Below are 16,276 nucleotides of genomic sequence, written 5' to 3'. Positions count from 1 at the left end.
ATAAAGGTGTTATTATTACATAATGTATTTTGTTTTGTTTGAGGAAGAAGGAGGAATCATAATGACTGAAAATCAAGAAAATGTATCAGAACAAACGCTCCAAGTTGGAGATGAAGTGAAGGCGACAGTTGTTAAACTAGAAGAAAAACAAGTGGTTGTTAATATAGGTGCAAAATTTGATGGTGTTGTACCAATTTCAGAACTGTCACATTTACATGTTGACCATACAAACGAAGTGTTATCAGAAGGCGATACCTTTGAAGGTGTTGTTACAAAAGTAGAAGATGAAGTCATCGTTGTTTCAAAGAAAGAGAAAGATCAACAAATGGCATGGGATCAACTCATGCAACAGCATGAACAAGATGTTGTTATTCAAGCAGTTGTTTCAGATGTTGTCGATGCTGGTCTAATAGTTGATGTTGGCGTACGTGGCTTTATACCTGCTTCACATGTTGAAACTTTTTATGTTGATGATTTATCCGTTTATCAAGGTAAGACACTAGAAGTTAAAATTATAGAAGTAAATGAAGAACGAAATCGCATTATACTATCTCATAAAGCTGTTGAAGAATCAGAAAAACAGTTAAAGAAAAAACAACTATTACAAAGTATCGAAGTAGGAGACGTTCTTGAAGGTGTCGTTCAACGTGTAGCATCGTTTGGCGCATTTGTTGATCTAGGTGGAATAGATGGTCTTATTCATATTTCACAATTATCACATGATCACGTTAACCAAGTTGAAGATGCTGTAGAAGTTGGTCAAAAAGTGACAGTTAAAGTTCTAACAGTTGATCGTGATACTGAGAGAATTGGTTTATCTATAAAAGAGTTACAACCAGGTCCTTGGGAAGGTGTTGAACTAAAGTTAAAACCAGGACAAATTGTTGAAGGAACAGTTAAACGACTAGTTAATTTTGGTGCGTTTATCGAAGTACTTCCACAAGTAGAGGGTCTTGTTCATATTTCGGAAATTTCTAAAGAGCATATTGGTTCACCTCAAGAAGCACTTGAAATTGATCAGAAGGTCAACGTTAAAGTCCTTGATGTTAACGAAACTAACCAACGTGTTTCACTAAGTATTAAAGAAGCTCAAGAAATTGAAGAAAATGCTGATGTCGCGAAATACCAAAAAGAAGAAGATGAAGGTTTCCAATTAGGCGATCTTATTGGTGATAAACTAAAAGACTTTAATAAGGAGTAAGAAGGGGTGGCTTATTGCCACTCTTTTTCTTCTAAAATAGAATGTTGAACAAGTGTTAGTTATGCGAAAAGGATGAGTTATCATGAGAAAATCGGTTGTGGCAATCGTAGGAAGACCCAACGTAGGAAAATCAACAATTTTTAATCGACTTGTAGGCGAGAGAATATCCATAGTAGAAGATGTGCCTGGCGTAACAAGAGATCGTATCTACGCTGAATCTGAATGGCTAAATCACCAATTTAATGTCATAGATACTGGTGGAATTGATTTAAGTAATGAACCGTTAATTGTTCAGATTAGAGAGCAAGCACAAGTAGCCATTGATGAGGCAGATGTGATCATCTTTTTAGTAAATGGCCGAGACGGGATCACTGCAGCTGATGAAGAAGTGGCCCAAATCCTGTATAAGTCCAATAAACCTATTGTTCTTGCAGTGAATAAAATTGATAATTATGAGATGCAAGACCTTTTATATGAATACTATGCGTTAGGCTTAGGGCAACCATTTCCGATTTCAGGTACTCACGGACGTGGAATAGGTGATGTATTAGATGAAACGGTAAAACATTTTCCGACTGATTTAGGTTCAGAGGAAGATGATGACCGTATTCATTTTTCACTTATTGGTCGACCGAATGTAGGTAAATCTTCACTCGTTAATGCCATGCTAGGAGAAGAACGTGTTATCGTCAGTGACACAGCAGGCACAACTAAGGATGCGATCGACACTGAATTCAAACGCGATAGCCGAGAATTTAAAATTATTGATACAGCTGGTATGAGAAAGCGTGGAAAAGTATACGAAAACACGGAAAAGTATAGTGTTTTACGGGCATTAAAGGCTATTGAACGATCGGATGTTGTCTTAGTTGTATTAGATGCAGAAACCGGTATAATTGAACAAGATAAAAAAATTGCTGGTTACGCTCATGAAGCAGGTAAAGCGATTGTTATTGTCGTCAATAAATGGGATACAGTCGATTCGGAGCAAGATCGTATGAAGAAATTTGAAGATGATATCAGACAACAATTTCAATTCCTTTCTTATGCACCAGTTGTATTCTTGTCAGCATCAACGAAGAAGCGTATTCATACCTTAATGCCTAAAGTTATTGAGGCTAGTGAAAACCATGCTAAACGTGTGAAAACAAACTTGCTTAATGAAGTGGTAGAAGATGCATTAGCAATGAATCCTACTCCATCGATTAAGGGTCAAAAAATGAAAATTTTATACACAACACAAGTAGCGACCAAACCACCTACTTTTGTTGTTTTTGTTAATGATCCAAGTTTGATGCATTTTACTTATGAACGATTCTTAGAAAATAGGATTCGTGAAGCTTTCGGTTTTGAAGGATCGCCAATTAAAATATACGCAAGACAAAGATCATAAGAATGAGGTGTCAATATGAGTAAGAAAGTGACAGTATTAGGTTCTGGAAGCTGGGGGACTGCTTTGTCCTTAGTGCTAGCAGATAATGGACACCACGTGTCTTTATGGTCACACCGTGAATCCTTATCTGAACAAATTAACAACAATCGTGAGAATACGCAGTATTTACCAGATGTTAAATTACCTGATAATATAGCTCCCACATCAGATTTAGCTAAGGCAGTTAATCAAACGGAAATGATACTATTTGTTGTGCCAACGAAAGCAATCCGTGATGTATGTCAACAAGTTAAACCGTATATCCATGAAGATCAATTAATCATTCACGCTTCGAAAGGAATCGAACCAGGCTCTAATAAACGAATTTCTGAAATGATGACTGAAGAATTAGGTGACTCTATAGGTCAAAATATAGCCGTTTTATCAGGCCCAAGTCACGCTGAAGAGGTAGGGAAACGTTTACCTACGACTGTTACGGTATCTTCTTTAAATCAAACTCAATCTGTTACGTCTCAAGATTTATTCATGAATGATCGATTCCGTGTTTATACGAATGAAGACTTGGTTGGAGTTGAAATTGGTGGAGCGTTAAAAAATATTATTGCATTAGGTGCTGGTATTTCTGATGGATTAGGCTATGGTGATAATGCAAAAGCAGCATTGATCACTAGAGGTCTAGCTGAAATGGCAAGACTTGGTAAACGATTGAATGCAAATCCACTTACATTTGCTGGTTTAACTGGCGTAGGTGATTTGATTGTGACATGTACAAGTCAACACAGTCGTAATTACCGTGCTGGTAACATGTTAGGTCAAGGTTATGTGCTTGATGATGTATTAGAGCAGATGGGAATGGTTGTCGAAGGTGTTCGCACAACCGAAGCGGTATATCAAATGGCCAAAAACTATCAAGTTGATATGCCAATCACATCTGGATTATACGACTTAATCGTTAACGAAAAACCACCTAAAGATGTTGTCGATGATTTAATGAACCGTGGAAAAACCGATGAATTAGAACATTTAACTTAGGCATTTGATTGAACACCTTCTTTAGTCATGCATATATTATGATGAACGGTACTAAAGGAGGTTAATAATGAATCGTGAATTCCAGCAGTCGATATTTGATCATTTAAAGGAATCAGCCAATATTTCTTCTGATGATATTATGCAAGTTGCTCAATCTGTTCAAAATGCTGATTTTTCAGATGAGCGCACCGTACGACAACTTGTGCGTCATTTGGCAAGAATGGCTCGTAAACCTTTAAGTCAAGAACGTGAAGACAAAATTGTAAAGACCATCGTTCATCAAAACGGATCGCTTGATGCATCAACATTACAACAAATTTTCAAAAAATAGTTGAATATTAGGCAATCAAATGTTGAAACACTATGATAAAATTCATATTATGAAATGTATTCGATTAAGTGAGCTACGTTTGAGGAGTTAGTCATAAAAAGAGGTGTCTGCCCCAACACCTCTTTTAACTGTGTTTGGACAAGTTGTTGGAGTTTACATCGCGAAGGGAGATGCACTATGTCAGAACCATTGTTAAGGATGTACATATCTTTCTTAGGTATGATTTTATTATTTGTTGCTACTGGCTTAATTTTATTAGCTCGTCATAAATTAAAAGGCGTTATAAGTGGTGTTGTTGCCGTTATAGCTTATCTGTGTATGGTAGTGGGCGGTTTTATTATCTTCTATATTGTTTTTAGTGGGCCAACACCAGAATAAAAGGAGCGCTTGAAAGATGTTACGTAAACTATTAGTTATAATAATCGGTTTATCCATGCTATCTGCGTGTTTATATCCAAATGAGCAACGTTCGGAAAACCAAGTATCTAATGAACAGCAATTGTCACGTGTTCAACAAGCAGTTGATCAATTTCGTGAGCAAGAAAATGGGATATTACCAATAGAAACACGTGATCAGAACACGCCATTATTTATAAAATATCCAGTGAATTTCACACCATTAATTGACCAAAATTACTTAGGTGAAATTCCTGCTAATTCATTTGAAGAAGGTGGCTATTACTCATATGTTATTCTGGATCCAGAAGACACAGCTGAGGTCAAAGTGTCTGATGTACGAGTCACGCAATCACTTCGTTCAGTAAATTACGATATTAACTTATATCAAAACGAAAATGGGCATCCTCCTTATGGAGAGTCAATTGGAGATGGTGTATTTACCATTAATGAAGAGCATATAGATCTTCAAGATAGTTTAAGTGTATCAAGTCCTTATTCAAGTCAATCCCTTGATATCATTATGACATCTCAGGCAGAAGCTGCGATCGATTATCGTCCAGATGTTTATCGTTTATTAGAAGAAGAGGGGATCGAAACTTATGAAGGCGATTTACGCTATTTGTTATTAGACCATTATCCAATCGTACCCGCGTATTCTCCTGAAATGTATCTTGAAGATGGAGAAATTATTTTAGAAACTCCAGATAATCAAAATACAAATAACCAGGCTAATGATTAAGATTCTATTCATCGTGATAGAATCTTTTTTTATTTTTTATCATAATTCTGTCCCACCCCGACATAATCTAGTAGTGGCTTATAAAATATTGGTCGATCAATTGATGAAGTCGGAGGGATCAAAATGGATAATTTCAACGTGTTACACGACATATCAAAACGGACAAACGGTGACATCTATTTGGGAGTAGTAGGGGCTGTAAGAACAGGTAAGTCAACTTTTATCAAGCATTTTATGGATTCGATTGTCTTACCTAATATTAACGATGAACAAGATCGTGCAAGAGCACAAGACGAATTGCCACAAAGTGCTGCAGGACGAACGATCATGACAACTGAACCTAAATTCATACCCAATAATGCAGTCTCCATTAAAGTGGATGAGGGCTTAGAGGCAAATGTAAGGTTAGTTGATTGTGTTGGTTACACAATACCAAGTGCTCAAGGGTTTGAGGATGAAAATGGACCAAGAATGATCCAAACGCCATGGTATGAAGAAGCAATACCATTCCATGATGCTGCTGAAATAGGGACAAGAAAAGTCATACAGGATCATTCGACCATCGGCGTTGTTGTGACAACAGACGGTTCATTCAGTGACATTCCTCGAGAAGACTATCGTGAAGCAGAGCAGCAAGTTGTTCAAGAATTACGAGAAGTAGGCAAACCATTTATTATGATATTAAATTCAAATCAACCTCATGCTTATGAAACAAGCCTACTAAGAGAATCATTGGCAGACGAATATGACATCCCAGTGCTTCCGGTATCTGTGGAAGAATTAAGTGAAGATGACGTTCAAAATATCATGCGTGAAGCTTTATATGAATTCCCAGTACTAGAGGTGAATGTTAATTTACCGAGTTGGGTGATGTCATTAAAACAAGATCACTGGTTGCGAGCTGAATTCCAAGAGGCTATTCAAGGTACTGTCCAAAATATTAAGCGTGTGCGCGATGTTGACCGCGTAGTAGATGACTTTCATTCCTATGAATTTATTGCAGATGCCAAAATGGGCGGTATTGAAATGGGAGAAGGTATTGCTGAAATCGATTTGTTTGCTTCGGATGAATTGTATGATCAAGTATTAAATGAAATTGTTGGAGTAGAAATACGTGGTAAAGATCATTTACTAGAGCTACTCCAAGATTATTCAGAAGCAAAACGCGAATATGATCAAGTATCAGACGCATTAAATATGGTCAAACAAACGGGCTATGGCATTGCTAACCCGACATTAGAAGATATGCGTTTGGAAGAACCAGAGATTATTAAACAAGGTTCACGTTTTGGTGTTCGTCTTAAAGCAGTAGCTCCATCCATTCATATGGTGAAGGTAGATGTAGAATCAGAGTTTGCACCTATTATTGGTACTGAGAAGCAAAGTGAAGAATTAGTGCGCTATCTGATGCAAGATTTTGAAGAGGATCCGTTATCGATTTGGAAATCCGATATTTTCGGAAGATCACTTAGCTCAATCGTAAGAGAAGGCATTCATGCCAAATTAACACTGATGCCAGAAAATGCGAGATATAAACTTAAAGATACGTTAGAACGTATTATTAACGAAGGCAACGGTGGACTGATTGCAATTATTTTATAAAGCATAGTTTAAAGGCCGTGACTGAAGGCAATCAGTCACGGCTTTTTTTGTGCTTGAAGAGAGATATAAAATACAAAAATAACAGAAGATTTTTGTAATAATAACCTCATTTTGTAGGATAAATTACCCAAAAACACGACAAAATCCCTGATTTGATGCAAATTCGTGTTGAAAGACCTTACAGCATGTGATAATATGCAGTTACATCAGTTAGAAAAATATGCTACATACAGTCATATCAGTGGTTGTGAAATATTTAAGTGTATATTTCGTCTAACTTTGGATACAATCGTAATAATTCGATTCGGATTAATTGAGATTGTATAAATAGCAATATGACAAATTAAGTACCATTTTGAAATCATGATTAACTTGTATTTGATTTTGAAATGAAATACAAGTTAAGGTTATAAGTCAAAACACTTCTGAGAGGAGGTGAGACGGATGAACAAAACAGACTTAGTAAATGCAGTTGCTGATCAAGCTGATCTTTCAAAGAAAGATGCATCAAAAGCTGTAGACTCAGTATTTGAAGCGATTACTGCTTCTCTTAAAAAATCTGAAAAAGTACAATTAATTGGGTTTGGTAACTTTGAAGTACGTGAGCGTTCTGCACGTAAAGGACGTAATCCACAAACTGGAAAAGAAATCGATATTCCAGCAAGCAAAGTGCCAGCATTCAAACCTGGTAAAGCCCTTAAGGATGCTGTTAAATAATAGTGTACATAGGGCGAAAGAGGGGTGTTTTTTCACCTCTCTTTTTTTCTTGTTGGTGAACTTTAATTAAATTTAGAGCCAATGTTTGGGGTCGTGTGTTTAAAGATAGCGAAAACATGCGATAAATGCTAAAATAAACGTGATCATATTTTTGAAAAGTAACTATTTGATTTGATACGGGTGATAAATTATGACTGATTATAACAATCAAACGTTGATATCTTTTCAACACTCATTCTTGGAGAGGTATAAGCATGATTACATTGAATCAACCATGTATGATTCATTTTTTGCAACACCGTTATTACTATTTCTTTATGATGTAACGACACGTCGTCATAATGTCTTGGCTGATGCTCTAGTAAACATGCAATTATCACTAAATATTCATGATCAACTAGATCATCATTTTGATGAGGATATTGAAGTAGAACAATTGAAATCAAATCAATTACATGTATTGATGGGCGATTATCATAGTGCCTTTTTTTATAAATTACTCTCCACCCATCATGAAACAAATATGTTACATTTTTTCTTACCCTACATAAAAGAGATTAATGAGTATAAGATTGAATTACTTCATCATGACCATTCAATAGAACAACGCTTAAATAAGGTAAGTAATGTTTATTCTTGCTTGTTACAAGGTGTTATACAATATTTTCACTTAGAAAATGAGTATAGCAATATATTTATAGAACAATTTGTTTTACAACATGCTGAGGCATTACCGCTATATTGGATGAATTCATCATCCGAAGATATGAGGAATGCTATTCAGAGTCGTTTGAATGCTATTGACAGCGAGAACAATACTTATATATAGGAGTCTACATAATGGATCCAAAATCAAAATCTGAAAAAGTACATCATGTTTTTGAATCAATTTCAACTAAATACGATAAAATGAATGCCATTATATCTTTCAAACGTCATAAAGCATGGCGTAAGAATGTCATGAAACTAATGAATGTCCAACAAGGGGCTGATTGTTTGGATGTTTGCTGTGGCACAGGAGATTGGACATTAGCTTTAAGCGAGGCTGTTGGAACAAATGGGTATGTCATCGGGCTTGATTTTAGTCAGAATATGTTAGCTGTAGGTGAATCAAAGAGAGAAGAACAAGAGGTACAAAATGTTACGTTTGTTCATGGAAATGCAATGGAATTACCATACGATGACCACCAATTTGATTATGTCACGATTGGCTTTGGGTTGCGCAACGTACCAGATTATATGCAAGTTCTTAAAGAAATGCATCGTGTTGTTAAACCTGGAGGACAAGTCGTCTGTTTAGAAACCTCACAACCTACATTGCCTGTATTTAAACAAATATATTTTGTCTATTTTAAACATATCATGCCACTCCTTGGTAAAATGTTTGCCAAGAGTTACGATGAATATGCTTGGTTAAATGAGTCAACACAACATTTTCCTGGGAAAAAAGAGCTAAAAAACATGTTCTTAGAAGCCGGATTTTCAAACGTGAAAGTAAAAAGTTACGCCTTAGGTGTTGCGGCTATGCACTTGGGACGTAAGTAAAGATATAAAAAGGTGAATTGAGATGAAATTGGCAACGGCAATTAATTATATGAATGATGATATTACTGAAATAGAAAACAGAATGAAACAAATCACGGGTGAAGAGCATTCTTTAATTTCGACTGCTTCTAGTCATTTGCTTCAAGCTGGTGGCAAACGAATTAGACCTATTTTTGTTTTATTATCTTCACAATTCGGTGAGGCGGATCATGATCAAGTGAGAAATGTCTCTGTTGCCTTAGAGCTGATTCATATGGCTTCCTTAGTCCATGATGATGTCATTGATGTTGCAAGTACAAGGCGCGGGCATGAAACCATTAATGCTAAATGGGACAATTTAACCGCAATGTACACAGGTGATTTCTTATTTGCACGAACACTTGAATTAGTTCGAGGGAGAAATGAAATAGCAATCCATCAAGTACTAGCTGATACGATTTACCAAGTTTGTGTTGGCGAGATTGAACAGATTCGTGACAAATATACATATGACCAAAGTCTATTTAATTATTTTCGAAGAATTAAACGTAAAACTGCTTTATTGATCGCAACAAGTACTAAATTAGGAGCAATCGCAGCCAATTGTAGTGACGAGACAATCGAACGATTAACGCTTTACGGCTATTATATAGGCATGTCATATCAAATTATTGATGATATTCTTGATTTTACATCCACTGAAAAAGAATTAGGCAAACCAGTTGGAAGTGATTTGTTATCGGGTAATCTTACATTACCAACTATACTAGCTTGTCAAAATGAAATGATCGCTGAGCAGGTCCAACAATTCTTTAAAGACCCAAATAATCAAGAGTACGCTGAACAAGCTATTCAAGCTATCAAGAAATCGGATGCGATCGAAGACGCTTTTCAATATAGTCAAGCTTATTTGCGTAAAGCATTACATCAATTAGACGCTTTACCAGATATAAAAGCAAAAAGAACCTTACAAAAAGTTGCAGGTTATCTGGGTAAACGTAAATTTTGAATTGTAATTTGTCATAAATTTTGTTAAACTTTTTAACGGTTTGAATGATAATTTGACGAAGAGGTGACGTAACATGGAACAAACTTTTATTATGGTTAAACCAGACGGCGTACAACGCAATTTAGTTGGAGAGATTGTGTCTCGTTTTGAGAACAAAGGTTATAAATTAGTTTCAGCTAAATTAATGCAAGTACCTACAGAGCTAGCTGAGGAGCACTATGGTGAGCATAAAGACAAGCCATTCTTTGGTGAGCTTGTTAACTTCATTACATCTGGCCCTGTATTTGCAATGGTTTGGGAAGGCGAGAATGTGATCGCTACAGCACGTAAAATGATGGGTGCGACTAATCCTGCAGAATCTGACATCGGAACAATCCGTGGCGATTACGGAGTTACAGTAGGTAAAAACGTGATTCATGGTTCTGACTCTCCAGAATCTGCTGAACGTGAGATCGGCCTATTCTTCCCAGAAGGCGGCCTAATTAATTACACTAAAGACATGGACCAGTGGGTTTACTAATTGTAGTGTTGAATGAACCTTGTGCACATTAGCACAAGGTTTTTTAGTTTGATAAATTATTCATTACATCATGCTTTTCAACGATTGAAACAATAGCATTTCAATCGTCATCTATTATATAATGGGGTGTAATGAGACATAATTGAGGAGAGAGAAACGTGCGGGACGATTACATAGACTTTATAGAACGAATCAAAAAACGGACAGGTATTGACTTGTCTTTGTACAAAGAGAAACAAATGAAAAGACGTCTCACAACGTTACGAGATAAACGCGGTTTCAAGACGTTCGTTGAATATTTTGAGGCGATGATGAGAGATGAGCAATTATATTATGAATTTCTTGACCGAATGACTATAAACGTTTCTGAATTTTATCGAAACTTCAATCGTTGGGAAACATTAAGAACTCAAATCTTACCATCGATTAAAGAAGGAAATGACAAATTAAAAGTATGGAGTGCAGCTTGTTCTACAGGTGAAGAACCTTATACGATCGCAATGATTTTAAGTGATTACTTCCCGCTTAAAGACATAACCGTGCATGCTACGGATATTGATGATCAAGCATTAAATCGTGCTCAAGAAGCCATTTATCCAGAACGGTCACTCAAAGAGGTGCCCGAAGATAAAAAAGCCAAATTCTTCACTAAAAGAGGAGATCACTATGTATTATCAGATGATGTGAAAAGATGTGTTAAATTCAGTAAACATAATCTATTAGCTGATCAGTATAAATCGACTTACGATTTGATTGTATGTCGAAATGTCCTTATTTATTTTACTGAAGAAGCTAAGCGCCAGGTCTATCAATTATTCTCACAATCTCTTGTTCCTGGTGGTGTATTATTTGTTGGTAGTACGGAACAAATATTTGATCCACAACAATTCAATTTAAGTGTTGCTCGAACATTCTTTTACGAAAAACAAGCATAAAGAGGTGTTATCCTTTGCGATATTTAACAGCTGGCGAGTCACACGGTAAACAACTAACAACGATTATTGAAGGTTTGCCTGCGCAATTGCCTATCTCTGCTGACGAACTTAATGACTCCTTAATTAGAAGACAAGGGGGTTATGGTCGTGGCAGACGTATGAAAATTGAAAAAGACTTAGTTTCCATCATGAGTGGTATTAGGCACGGTTATACACTAGGTTCACCTGTTACATTAGCTTTAACTAATGATGACTTTAAAAATTGGCAAGATATCATGGGAGAAGAACCAGTTGACCCTGATACTCATATTAGGCGTCAAGTTACAAAACCGCGACCAGGACACGCCGATTTAAACGGAGGAATGAAGTACAATCATGATGATTTACGGAATGTATTAGAACGTTCATCGGCAAGAGAGACTGCTGCTCGTGTGGCGGCAGGTTCAATGGCTAAGAAATTATTATCAGAGCTAGGCATTACTGTAGCAGGTTATGTCAGACAAATTTATGACGTTCAGGCTGCTAACTTAGATTTAACCATTGATGAAAAAATTGAACGAGCTCGTCAGTCTGAAGTTAATACAATTGATCCTCACCAAGAGGAATCTATGAAACGCGTTATTGATCAAGCAAAACAAGCTGGGGACTCTATTGGTGGTGTTGTTGAGGTAACTGTAGATGGCTTACCACCAGGTTTAGGTTCCTATGTTCAATATGACCGAAAACTAGACGGTAAAATTGCAGCTGCCGTGATGAGTATTAATGCATTTAAAGGTGTGGAGTTCGGCATCGGTTTTTCAGCAGCTCATACACGCGGAAGTGAAACGCACGATGAAATAGCTTATGATGAGGATCAAGGCTATTATCGAAAAACGAATCGCTTAGGTGGTTTTGAAGGCGGCATGACAACAGGAATGCCGATCGTTGTAAAAGGGGTTATGAAGCCGATTCCTACCTTGTATAAACCACTTGAAAGTGTTGATATTCATTCTAAAGAACCGTTTAAAGCAAGTATTGAGCGCTCTGATAGCTGTGCGGTTCCAGCAGCTTCAGTTGTGATGGAACATGTCGTCGCTTGGGAAGTTGCAGCAGCTATTGTAGAGCAATTTCCTTCTGATTATATGGAACAATTGAAAGCAGCTCTAACAGATTACCGTGAAAGGGTGCGAACGTTTGGATGAATAAATTAACGGTTCATGGAACTCGACCTTATCAAATAATCATCGATAAAGGTTTACGTCATTCGATTGAAGAATGGCTTAAGCCTTTTCAATTTAATCAAATAGCTATTGTGACAGATGAACAAGTGGCCCCATTGTATTTATTAGATCTTAAATCACAGTTGAGTCAATCTTATGATGTTTTCACCTATCTAATTCCTGAAGGTGAGCAGTCCAAGAATATTGATCAATTCGAATCTATTATAACTTTTTTATGTGAAAATTATTTTGACCGTCATTCAGCCATTATTGCTTTAGGTGGTGGCGTTACAGGTGATTTAGCAGGATTTGTTGCATCTTCGTATATGCGAGGTATTGGCTTTGTTCAAATGCCTACGACATTACTTGCACATGATAGTAGTGTCGGCGGGAAGGTCGCTATTAATCATCATCATATAAAGAATATTATTGGTCATTTTTATTCACCAGACCTCGTGTTATATGATTATGAAATGTTAGATACGTTGAGTTCGCTTCAATTTCGCTCAGGATTTGCAGAAGTTGTGAAACATAGTTATCTAAAGCCTGACCCTTTATACAAGATGATCGCCGAAGTAGATGATTTTACGCAATTGACTAGTCATGAAGTTGAAAATATACTAACTCAGTCTATTCTTGTGAAAAAACAGATCATTGAACAAGATGAATATGAACAGGATATGAGGCAAGTTTTGAATCTTGGCCATACATTAGGTCACGCCATAGAATCGGTGTATAGTGAATATAAAGTGACTCATGGTGAGGCTGTCATGATTGGGATATTATTCGACTTATATTTATCTGACCATGTGCATAAACGTAGTGATTTCTTCTTTCATGAAGAGCTTTTGCATTGGTTAACAACTCTAGGTTATTCATTAAATTTAACTGAATGGAAATATGATTCTTTAATTCAAGCTATGAAGCACGATAAAAAGAATCAAACGGGGAATATAACATGTATTTTATTAGAAAACATAGGTAAACCTTATGCTAAGACTTTCTCGATCAGTGAACTAAATAAATTATTAATAAATTTTGTCGAACAACTTAATCAAAATAAACATTTAAAAGTTCTGACATAAAGGGGGAGGCAGTATGAATAACGCTTATCATTTCCCTAACAGTGTTATTAATGGTCAAATTAAAGTGGCAGGTGACAAATCTATGAGTCACCGCGGGGTATTGTTAGCTGCAATGGCAAAAGGACAGAGTGTCATTAATGGGTTGTTAGATTCTGAGGATTGCAAAAGAACGATTGAAGCATGCCAAGCTTTGGGTGTAGATATACAAACAGTGGGTGAACAAACATTTATAGAGAGTTCTGGTATTAGCTCGTGGCATCCTCCCAAGCAACCTATTAATTTAGGAAACTCTGGTACAACGGCAAGATTGTTATCGGGGGTTTTAGCAGCCTTTCAACATCCAGTTAAACTGACGGGTGATGAATCACTAAAACAGCGGCCGATGAAACGCATTATTGACCCTTTATCCACTATGGGTGCCCGATTTACATTTGATGGGGAACCTGATCGTTTGCCATTTATTATACAAGGATCAGAATTAAATTCGATATCTTATGAGCTACCAATCCCTAGTGCACAAGTAAAATCGGCTATTCTTTTAGCAGGGATGTCCACAAATGGAAAAACAATGGTTACAGAGCCGATTAAAACGCGTGATCATACGGAAAAGATGGTAAAAGCTTTTGGTGGAACCATTGATGAAGACCATACGATTCGTTCTGTAGAAGGTAAGCAGTTTCTTAAAGGGGCTCACCTTACCATTCCTGGTGACCCTTCATCTGCAGCTTTTTGGATAACAGCAACAGTTATAACACCAAATAGTGAATTGAAACTTGAAGCTTTAAGCTTGAATGAAACACGGATTGGATTTATTCGTGTCTTGCAGCGAATGGGTGCATCTATTGATGTGACTGTTAAAGACTACGTGGGATTAGAACCTGTTGGAGATGTTTATGTTCAGTCATCGACATTAACTCCTACTTCATTGTCGAAAGATGAAATCCCTTCCCTTATTGATGAAGTACCCTTATTAGCACTTGTTGCAACGCAGACAGAAGGGACTATGACTTTAGAACATATAAATGAGTTAAGATATAAAGAGACAGATCGAATTCACGCGACTGTTGAAATGCTAAATTCTCTAGGTGCTAACTTAAAGGCGGAAGATGATTCGATAATAATTGAAGGGAAAAGTGACCTCATTGGAGGCCATATTACTTCTTACAATGATCATCGAATGGCAATGTTAGCAGTCATAGCGTCTTTTATTAGCAACAACCCAGTTATTATTGATAATATTGATTGTATCAACATATCTTATCCGACTTTTTTCCAAAATTTGAATGATATTTTACAGGATTATGTACGAGATGAATAGAAAGGTGTATATATTATGGAAACAATTAGTGAAGCTCTAGAATTAAAAAATGAAGGTAAAATTAGCGAAGCTGTTCAATTATTAAAAAATTATATCGCTGAAGCGGATGATGCTGAACGACTTGATATTGCCCAGTTATTACAGGAATGGGGATTATTGAACGATGCTAAAGAAGTATATGAAGATATGCTTGTTCTATATCCAGACGATCATTATGTAAAATTACTATTAGCCGAAATCTATACAGACTTAGGGGAAGATGATCGAGTCATTGACTTATTAGAGGATATCGATGAAGAAGCAGAAGCGTATATTCCTGCATTAGTACAATTAGCGGATTTATATCAATCACAAGGTTTATACGAAGTCGCTGAAAAGAAGCTGAATGAAGCTAAGGCTGTTGATCCAGAGGAACCCATTATTGATTTAGCATTAGGTGAACTAGCCTTTTCTAATGGTGAATACCAGAAATCAATTCCATATTATGAAAAGGTCGAAAAATATGATGGAGAAATTAGCGTTGTTAATATTAAAGAACGATTAGCTGAATCATTATCGTCAGTAGGTAATTGGGAACAAGCTCTTCACTATTATGAACAAATTGAACTTGAAACACCAGACCAGTTATTCAAGTATGGTTATACAGCGTATCAATTGGATCGCTATGATATTTGCACAAGAGTTTGGAATCAGTTGATTGATTTAGATCCAGAATATACAAGTGTATATCCTATGTTAGCTCAAGCTTTATATGAAGAAGGAGCAGTACAAGAGGCATTTGATACAACTGTTCAAGGTATTCAAAAAGATGAACATAATAATGAGTTATATTTATTAGCAGCACAGTTTGCCCTGAAGTTACAAAAGACCGATGATGCCGTCCAATATCTTCAGGAGTCATTAGCCATTGATCCAGCTTATGAAGATGGAGCAGAGATGTTACTTCATATTTACTTTGAAAACGATGAGTATATGAAGGCTAAAGAATTAGTGGACGAGCTAATGAGCTATGAAGGTTACCCAGTTGTATTAAATTGGCGTTCAGCACAAATTTATAATGAACTAGAGGAATTTGATCAAGCGAAAAATATGTACAAGCAGGCGGCAATATCATATGCGGATGATCCTGATTTCCTTAAGGAATACGGTCTATTCTTAATGGAAGAAGGCGAAACTGAACTTGCATTAAAACAACTGACAAAATATTTAACAATAATACCTGATGACGAAGAAATTAGGGAGTTTGTGGAACGAATCCGAGATGAATGAGGT

At 36.5% G+C, this 16,276-nt stretch carries 17 protein-coding genes; all 17 read left to right on the top strand.

Going from position 1 to position 16,276, the window contains the following annotated elements; all coding sequences use genetic code 11:
* Window positions 1-61: 61 nt before the first annotated feature.
* The 17 genes from rpsA to ACKXGF_RS08310 all read left to right on the top strand — a co-directional run bounded on the left by rpsA (window position 62) and on the right by ACKXGF_RS08310 (window position 16,273).
* The gene (gene rpsA / locus ACKXGF_RS08390) at window positions 62-1,201 is read left to right on the top strand and encodes a 30S ribosomal protein S1 (RefSeq protein ID WP_411953335.1); all 1,140 of its coding nucleotides are present in this window, start codon (window positions 62-64) and stop codon (window positions 1,199-1,201) included.
* A gap of 82 nt (window positions 1,202-1,283) precedes the next feature.
* Window positions 1,284-2,594: a ribosome biogenesis GTPase Der gene (gene der / locus ACKXGF_RS08385; protein WP_411953334.1), complete on the top strand. Its 1,311-nt coding sequence runs from the start codon at window positions 1,284-1,286 to the stop codon at window positions 2,592-2,594.
* Window positions 2,595-2,609: 15 nt separating this feature from the next.
* Window positions 2,610-3,626: an NAD(P)H-dependent glycerol-3-phosphate dehydrogenase gene (locus ACKXGF_RS08380; protein WP_411953333.1), complete on the top strand. Its 1,017-nt coding sequence runs from the start codon at window positions 2,610-2,612 to the stop codon at window positions 3,624-3,626.
* A 67-nt stretch (window positions 3,627-3,693) separates the two neighbouring features.
* Window positions 3,694-3,957: a stage VI sporulation protein F gene (locus tag ACKXGF_RS08375; RefSeq protein ID WP_167262418.1), complete on the top strand. Its 264-nt coding sequence runs from the start codon at window positions 3,694-3,696 to the stop codon at window positions 3,955-3,957.
* A 177-nt stretch (window positions 3,958-4,134) separates the two neighbouring features.
* Entirely contained in the window at window positions 4,135-4,335 is a 201-nt protein-coding gene (locus ACKXGF_RS08370) for a DUF2768 domain-containing protein (RefSeq protein ID WP_167262417.1), read from the top strand.
* Window positions 4,336-4,351: 16 nt separating this feature from the next.
* Complete coding sequence (locus tag ACKXGF_RS08365; protein ID WP_411953332.1) at window positions 4,352-5,095, top strand: hypothetical protein; 744 nt, start codon at window positions 4,352-4,354, stop codon at window positions 5,093-5,095.
* A 123-nt stretch (window positions 5,096-5,218) separates the two neighbouring features.
* Window positions 5,219-6,697 (top strand): stage IV sporulation protein A, encoded by a 1,479-nt coding sequence (gene spoIVA, locus ACKXGF_RS08360; protein ID WP_411953331.1) that lies wholly within the window; start codon window positions 5,219-5,221, stop codon window positions 6,695-6,697.
* Between the two features lie 444 nt (window positions 6,698-7,141).
* Complete coding sequence (locus ACKXGF_RS08355; protein ID WP_167262414.1) at window positions 7,142-7,414, top strand: HU family DNA-binding protein; 273 nt, start codon at window positions 7,142-7,144, stop codon at window positions 7,412-7,414.
* Between the two features lie 190 nt (window positions 7,415-7,604).
* A complete protein-coding gene (locus tag ACKXGF_RS08350; protein ID WP_411953330.1) occupies window positions 7,605-8,243 on the top strand; it encodes a heptaprenyl diphosphate synthase component 1 in 639 nt (212 codons plus the stop codon).
* Window positions 8,244-8,254: 11 nt separating this feature from the next.
* Window positions 8,255-8,959: a demethylmenaquinone methyltransferase gene (locus ACKXGF_RS08345; RefSeq protein ID WP_411953329.1), complete on the top strand. Its 705-nt coding sequence runs from the start codon at window positions 8,255-8,257 to the stop codon at window positions 8,957-8,959.
* Window positions 8,960-8,981: 22 nt separating this feature from the next.
* On the top strand, window positions 8,982-9,947 hold the full coding sequence (locus ACKXGF_RS08340) for a polyprenyl synthetase family protein (RefSeq protein ID WP_411953328.1): 966 nt from the start codon (window positions 8,982-8,984) through the stop codon (window positions 9,945-9,947).
* 73 nt (window positions 9,948-10,020) lie between these two features.
* The gene (gene ndk, locus ACKXGF_RS08335) at window positions 10,021-10,467 is read left to right on the top strand and encodes a nucleoside-diphosphate kinase (protein ID WP_167262410.1); all 447 of its coding nucleotides are present in this window, start codon (window positions 10,021-10,023) and stop codon (window positions 10,465-10,467) included.
* A 158-nt stretch (window positions 10,468-10,625) separates the two neighbouring features.
* A complete protein-coding gene (locus tag ACKXGF_RS08330) occupies window positions 10,626-11,402 on the top strand; it encodes a CheR family methyltransferase (RefSeq protein ID WP_411953327.1) in 777 nt (258 codons plus the stop codon).
* 14 nt (window positions 11,403-11,416) lie between these two features.
* Entirely contained in the window at window positions 11,417-12,583 is a 1,167-nt protein-coding gene (aroC, locus tag ACKXGF_RS08325; protein WP_411953326.1) for a chorismate synthase, read from the top strand.
* Window positions 12,580-13,686, top strand: coding sequence for a 3-dehydroquinate synthase (gene aroB, locus ACKXGF_RS08320; RefSeq protein WP_411953325.1), 1,107 nt, complete (start codon window positions 12,580-12,582; stop codon window positions 13,684-13,686). Before aroC ends, aroB begins: the two co-directional genes overlap by 4 nt.
* A gap of 13 nt (window positions 13,687-13,699) precedes the next feature.
* Complete coding sequence (gene aroA / locus ACKXGF_RS08315; protein WP_411953324.1) at window positions 13,700-15,004, top strand: 3-phosphoshikimate 1-carboxyvinyltransferase; 1,305 nt, start codon at window positions 13,700-13,702, stop codon at window positions 15,002-15,004.
* Window positions 15,005-15,019: 15 nt separating this feature from the next.
* The gene (locus ACKXGF_RS08310) at window positions 15,020-16,273 is read left to right on the top strand and encodes a tetratricopeptide repeat protein (protein WP_411953323.1); all 1,254 of its coding nucleotides are present in this window, start codon (window positions 15,020-15,022) and stop codon (window positions 16,271-16,273) included.
* Window positions 16,274-16,276: the final 3 nt, after the last annotated feature.

It is taken from the genome of Alkalibacillus sp. S2W (assembly GCF_046764385.1).
In the GTDB taxonomy this organism is placed as follows: domain Bacteria; phylum Bacillota; class Bacilli; order Bacillales; family Alkalibacillaceae; genus Alkalibacillus; species Alkalibacillus almallahensis.
This window is presented reverse-complemented; position numbering and strand designations above follow the sequence as displayed.

Coding starts and splice junctions, on each gene's coding strand:
- ACKXGF_RS08380 (WP_411953333.1), top strand. CDS start 2,610: ATGAGTAAGAAAGTGACAGTATTAGGTTCTGGAAGCTGGGGGACTGCT.
- ACKXGF_RS08365 (WP_411953332.1), top strand. CDS start 4,352: ATGTTACGTAAACTATTAGTTATAATAATCGGTTTATCCATGCTATCT.
- der (WP_411953334.1), top strand. CDS start 1,284: ATGAGAAAATCGGTTGTGGCAATCGTAGGAAGACCCAACGTAGGAAAA.
- aroA (WP_411953324.1), top strand. CDS start 13,700: ATGAATAACGCTTATCATTTCCCTAACAGTGTTATTAATGGTCAAATT.
- ACKXGF_RS08350 (WP_411953330.1), top strand. CDS start 7,605: ATGACTGATTATAACAATCAAACGTTGATATCTTTTCAACACTCATTC.
- spoIVA (WP_411953331.1), top strand. CDS start 5,219: ATGGATAATTTCAACGTGTTACACGACATATCAAAACGGACAAACGGT.
- ACKXGF_RS08370 (WP_167262417.1), top strand. CDS start 4,135: ATGTCAGAACCATTGTTAAGGATGTACATATCTTTCTTAGGTATGATT.
- ACKXGF_RS08340 (WP_411953328.1), top strand. CDS start 8,982: ATGAAATTGGCAACGGCAATTAATTATATGAATGATGATATTACTGAA.
- rpsA (WP_411953335.1), top strand. CDS start 62: ATGACTGAAAATCAAGAAAATGTATCAGAACAAACGCTCCAAGTTGGA.
- ACKXGF_RS08345 (WP_411953329.1), top strand. CDS start 8,255: ATGGATCCAAAATCAAAATCTGAAAAAGTACATCATGTTTTTGAATCA.
- ACKXGF_RS08355 (WP_167262414.1), top strand. CDS start 7,142: ATGAACAAAACAGACTTAGTAAATGCAGTTGCTGATCAAGCTGATCTT.
- ACKXGF_RS08375 (WP_167262418.1), top strand. CDS start 3,694: ATGAATCGTGAATTCCAGCAGTCGATATTTGATCATTTAAAGGAATCA.
- aroB (WP_411953325.1), top strand. CDS start 12,580: ATGAATAAATTAACGGTTCATGGAACTCGACCTTATCAAATAATCATC.
- ndk (WP_167262410.1), top strand. CDS start 10,021: ATGGAACAAACTTTTATTATGGTTAAACCAGACGGCGTACAACGCAAT.
- ACKXGF_RS08310 (WP_411953323.1), top strand. CDS start 15,020: ATGGAAACAATTAGTGAAGCTCTAGAATTAAAAAATGAAGGTAAAATT.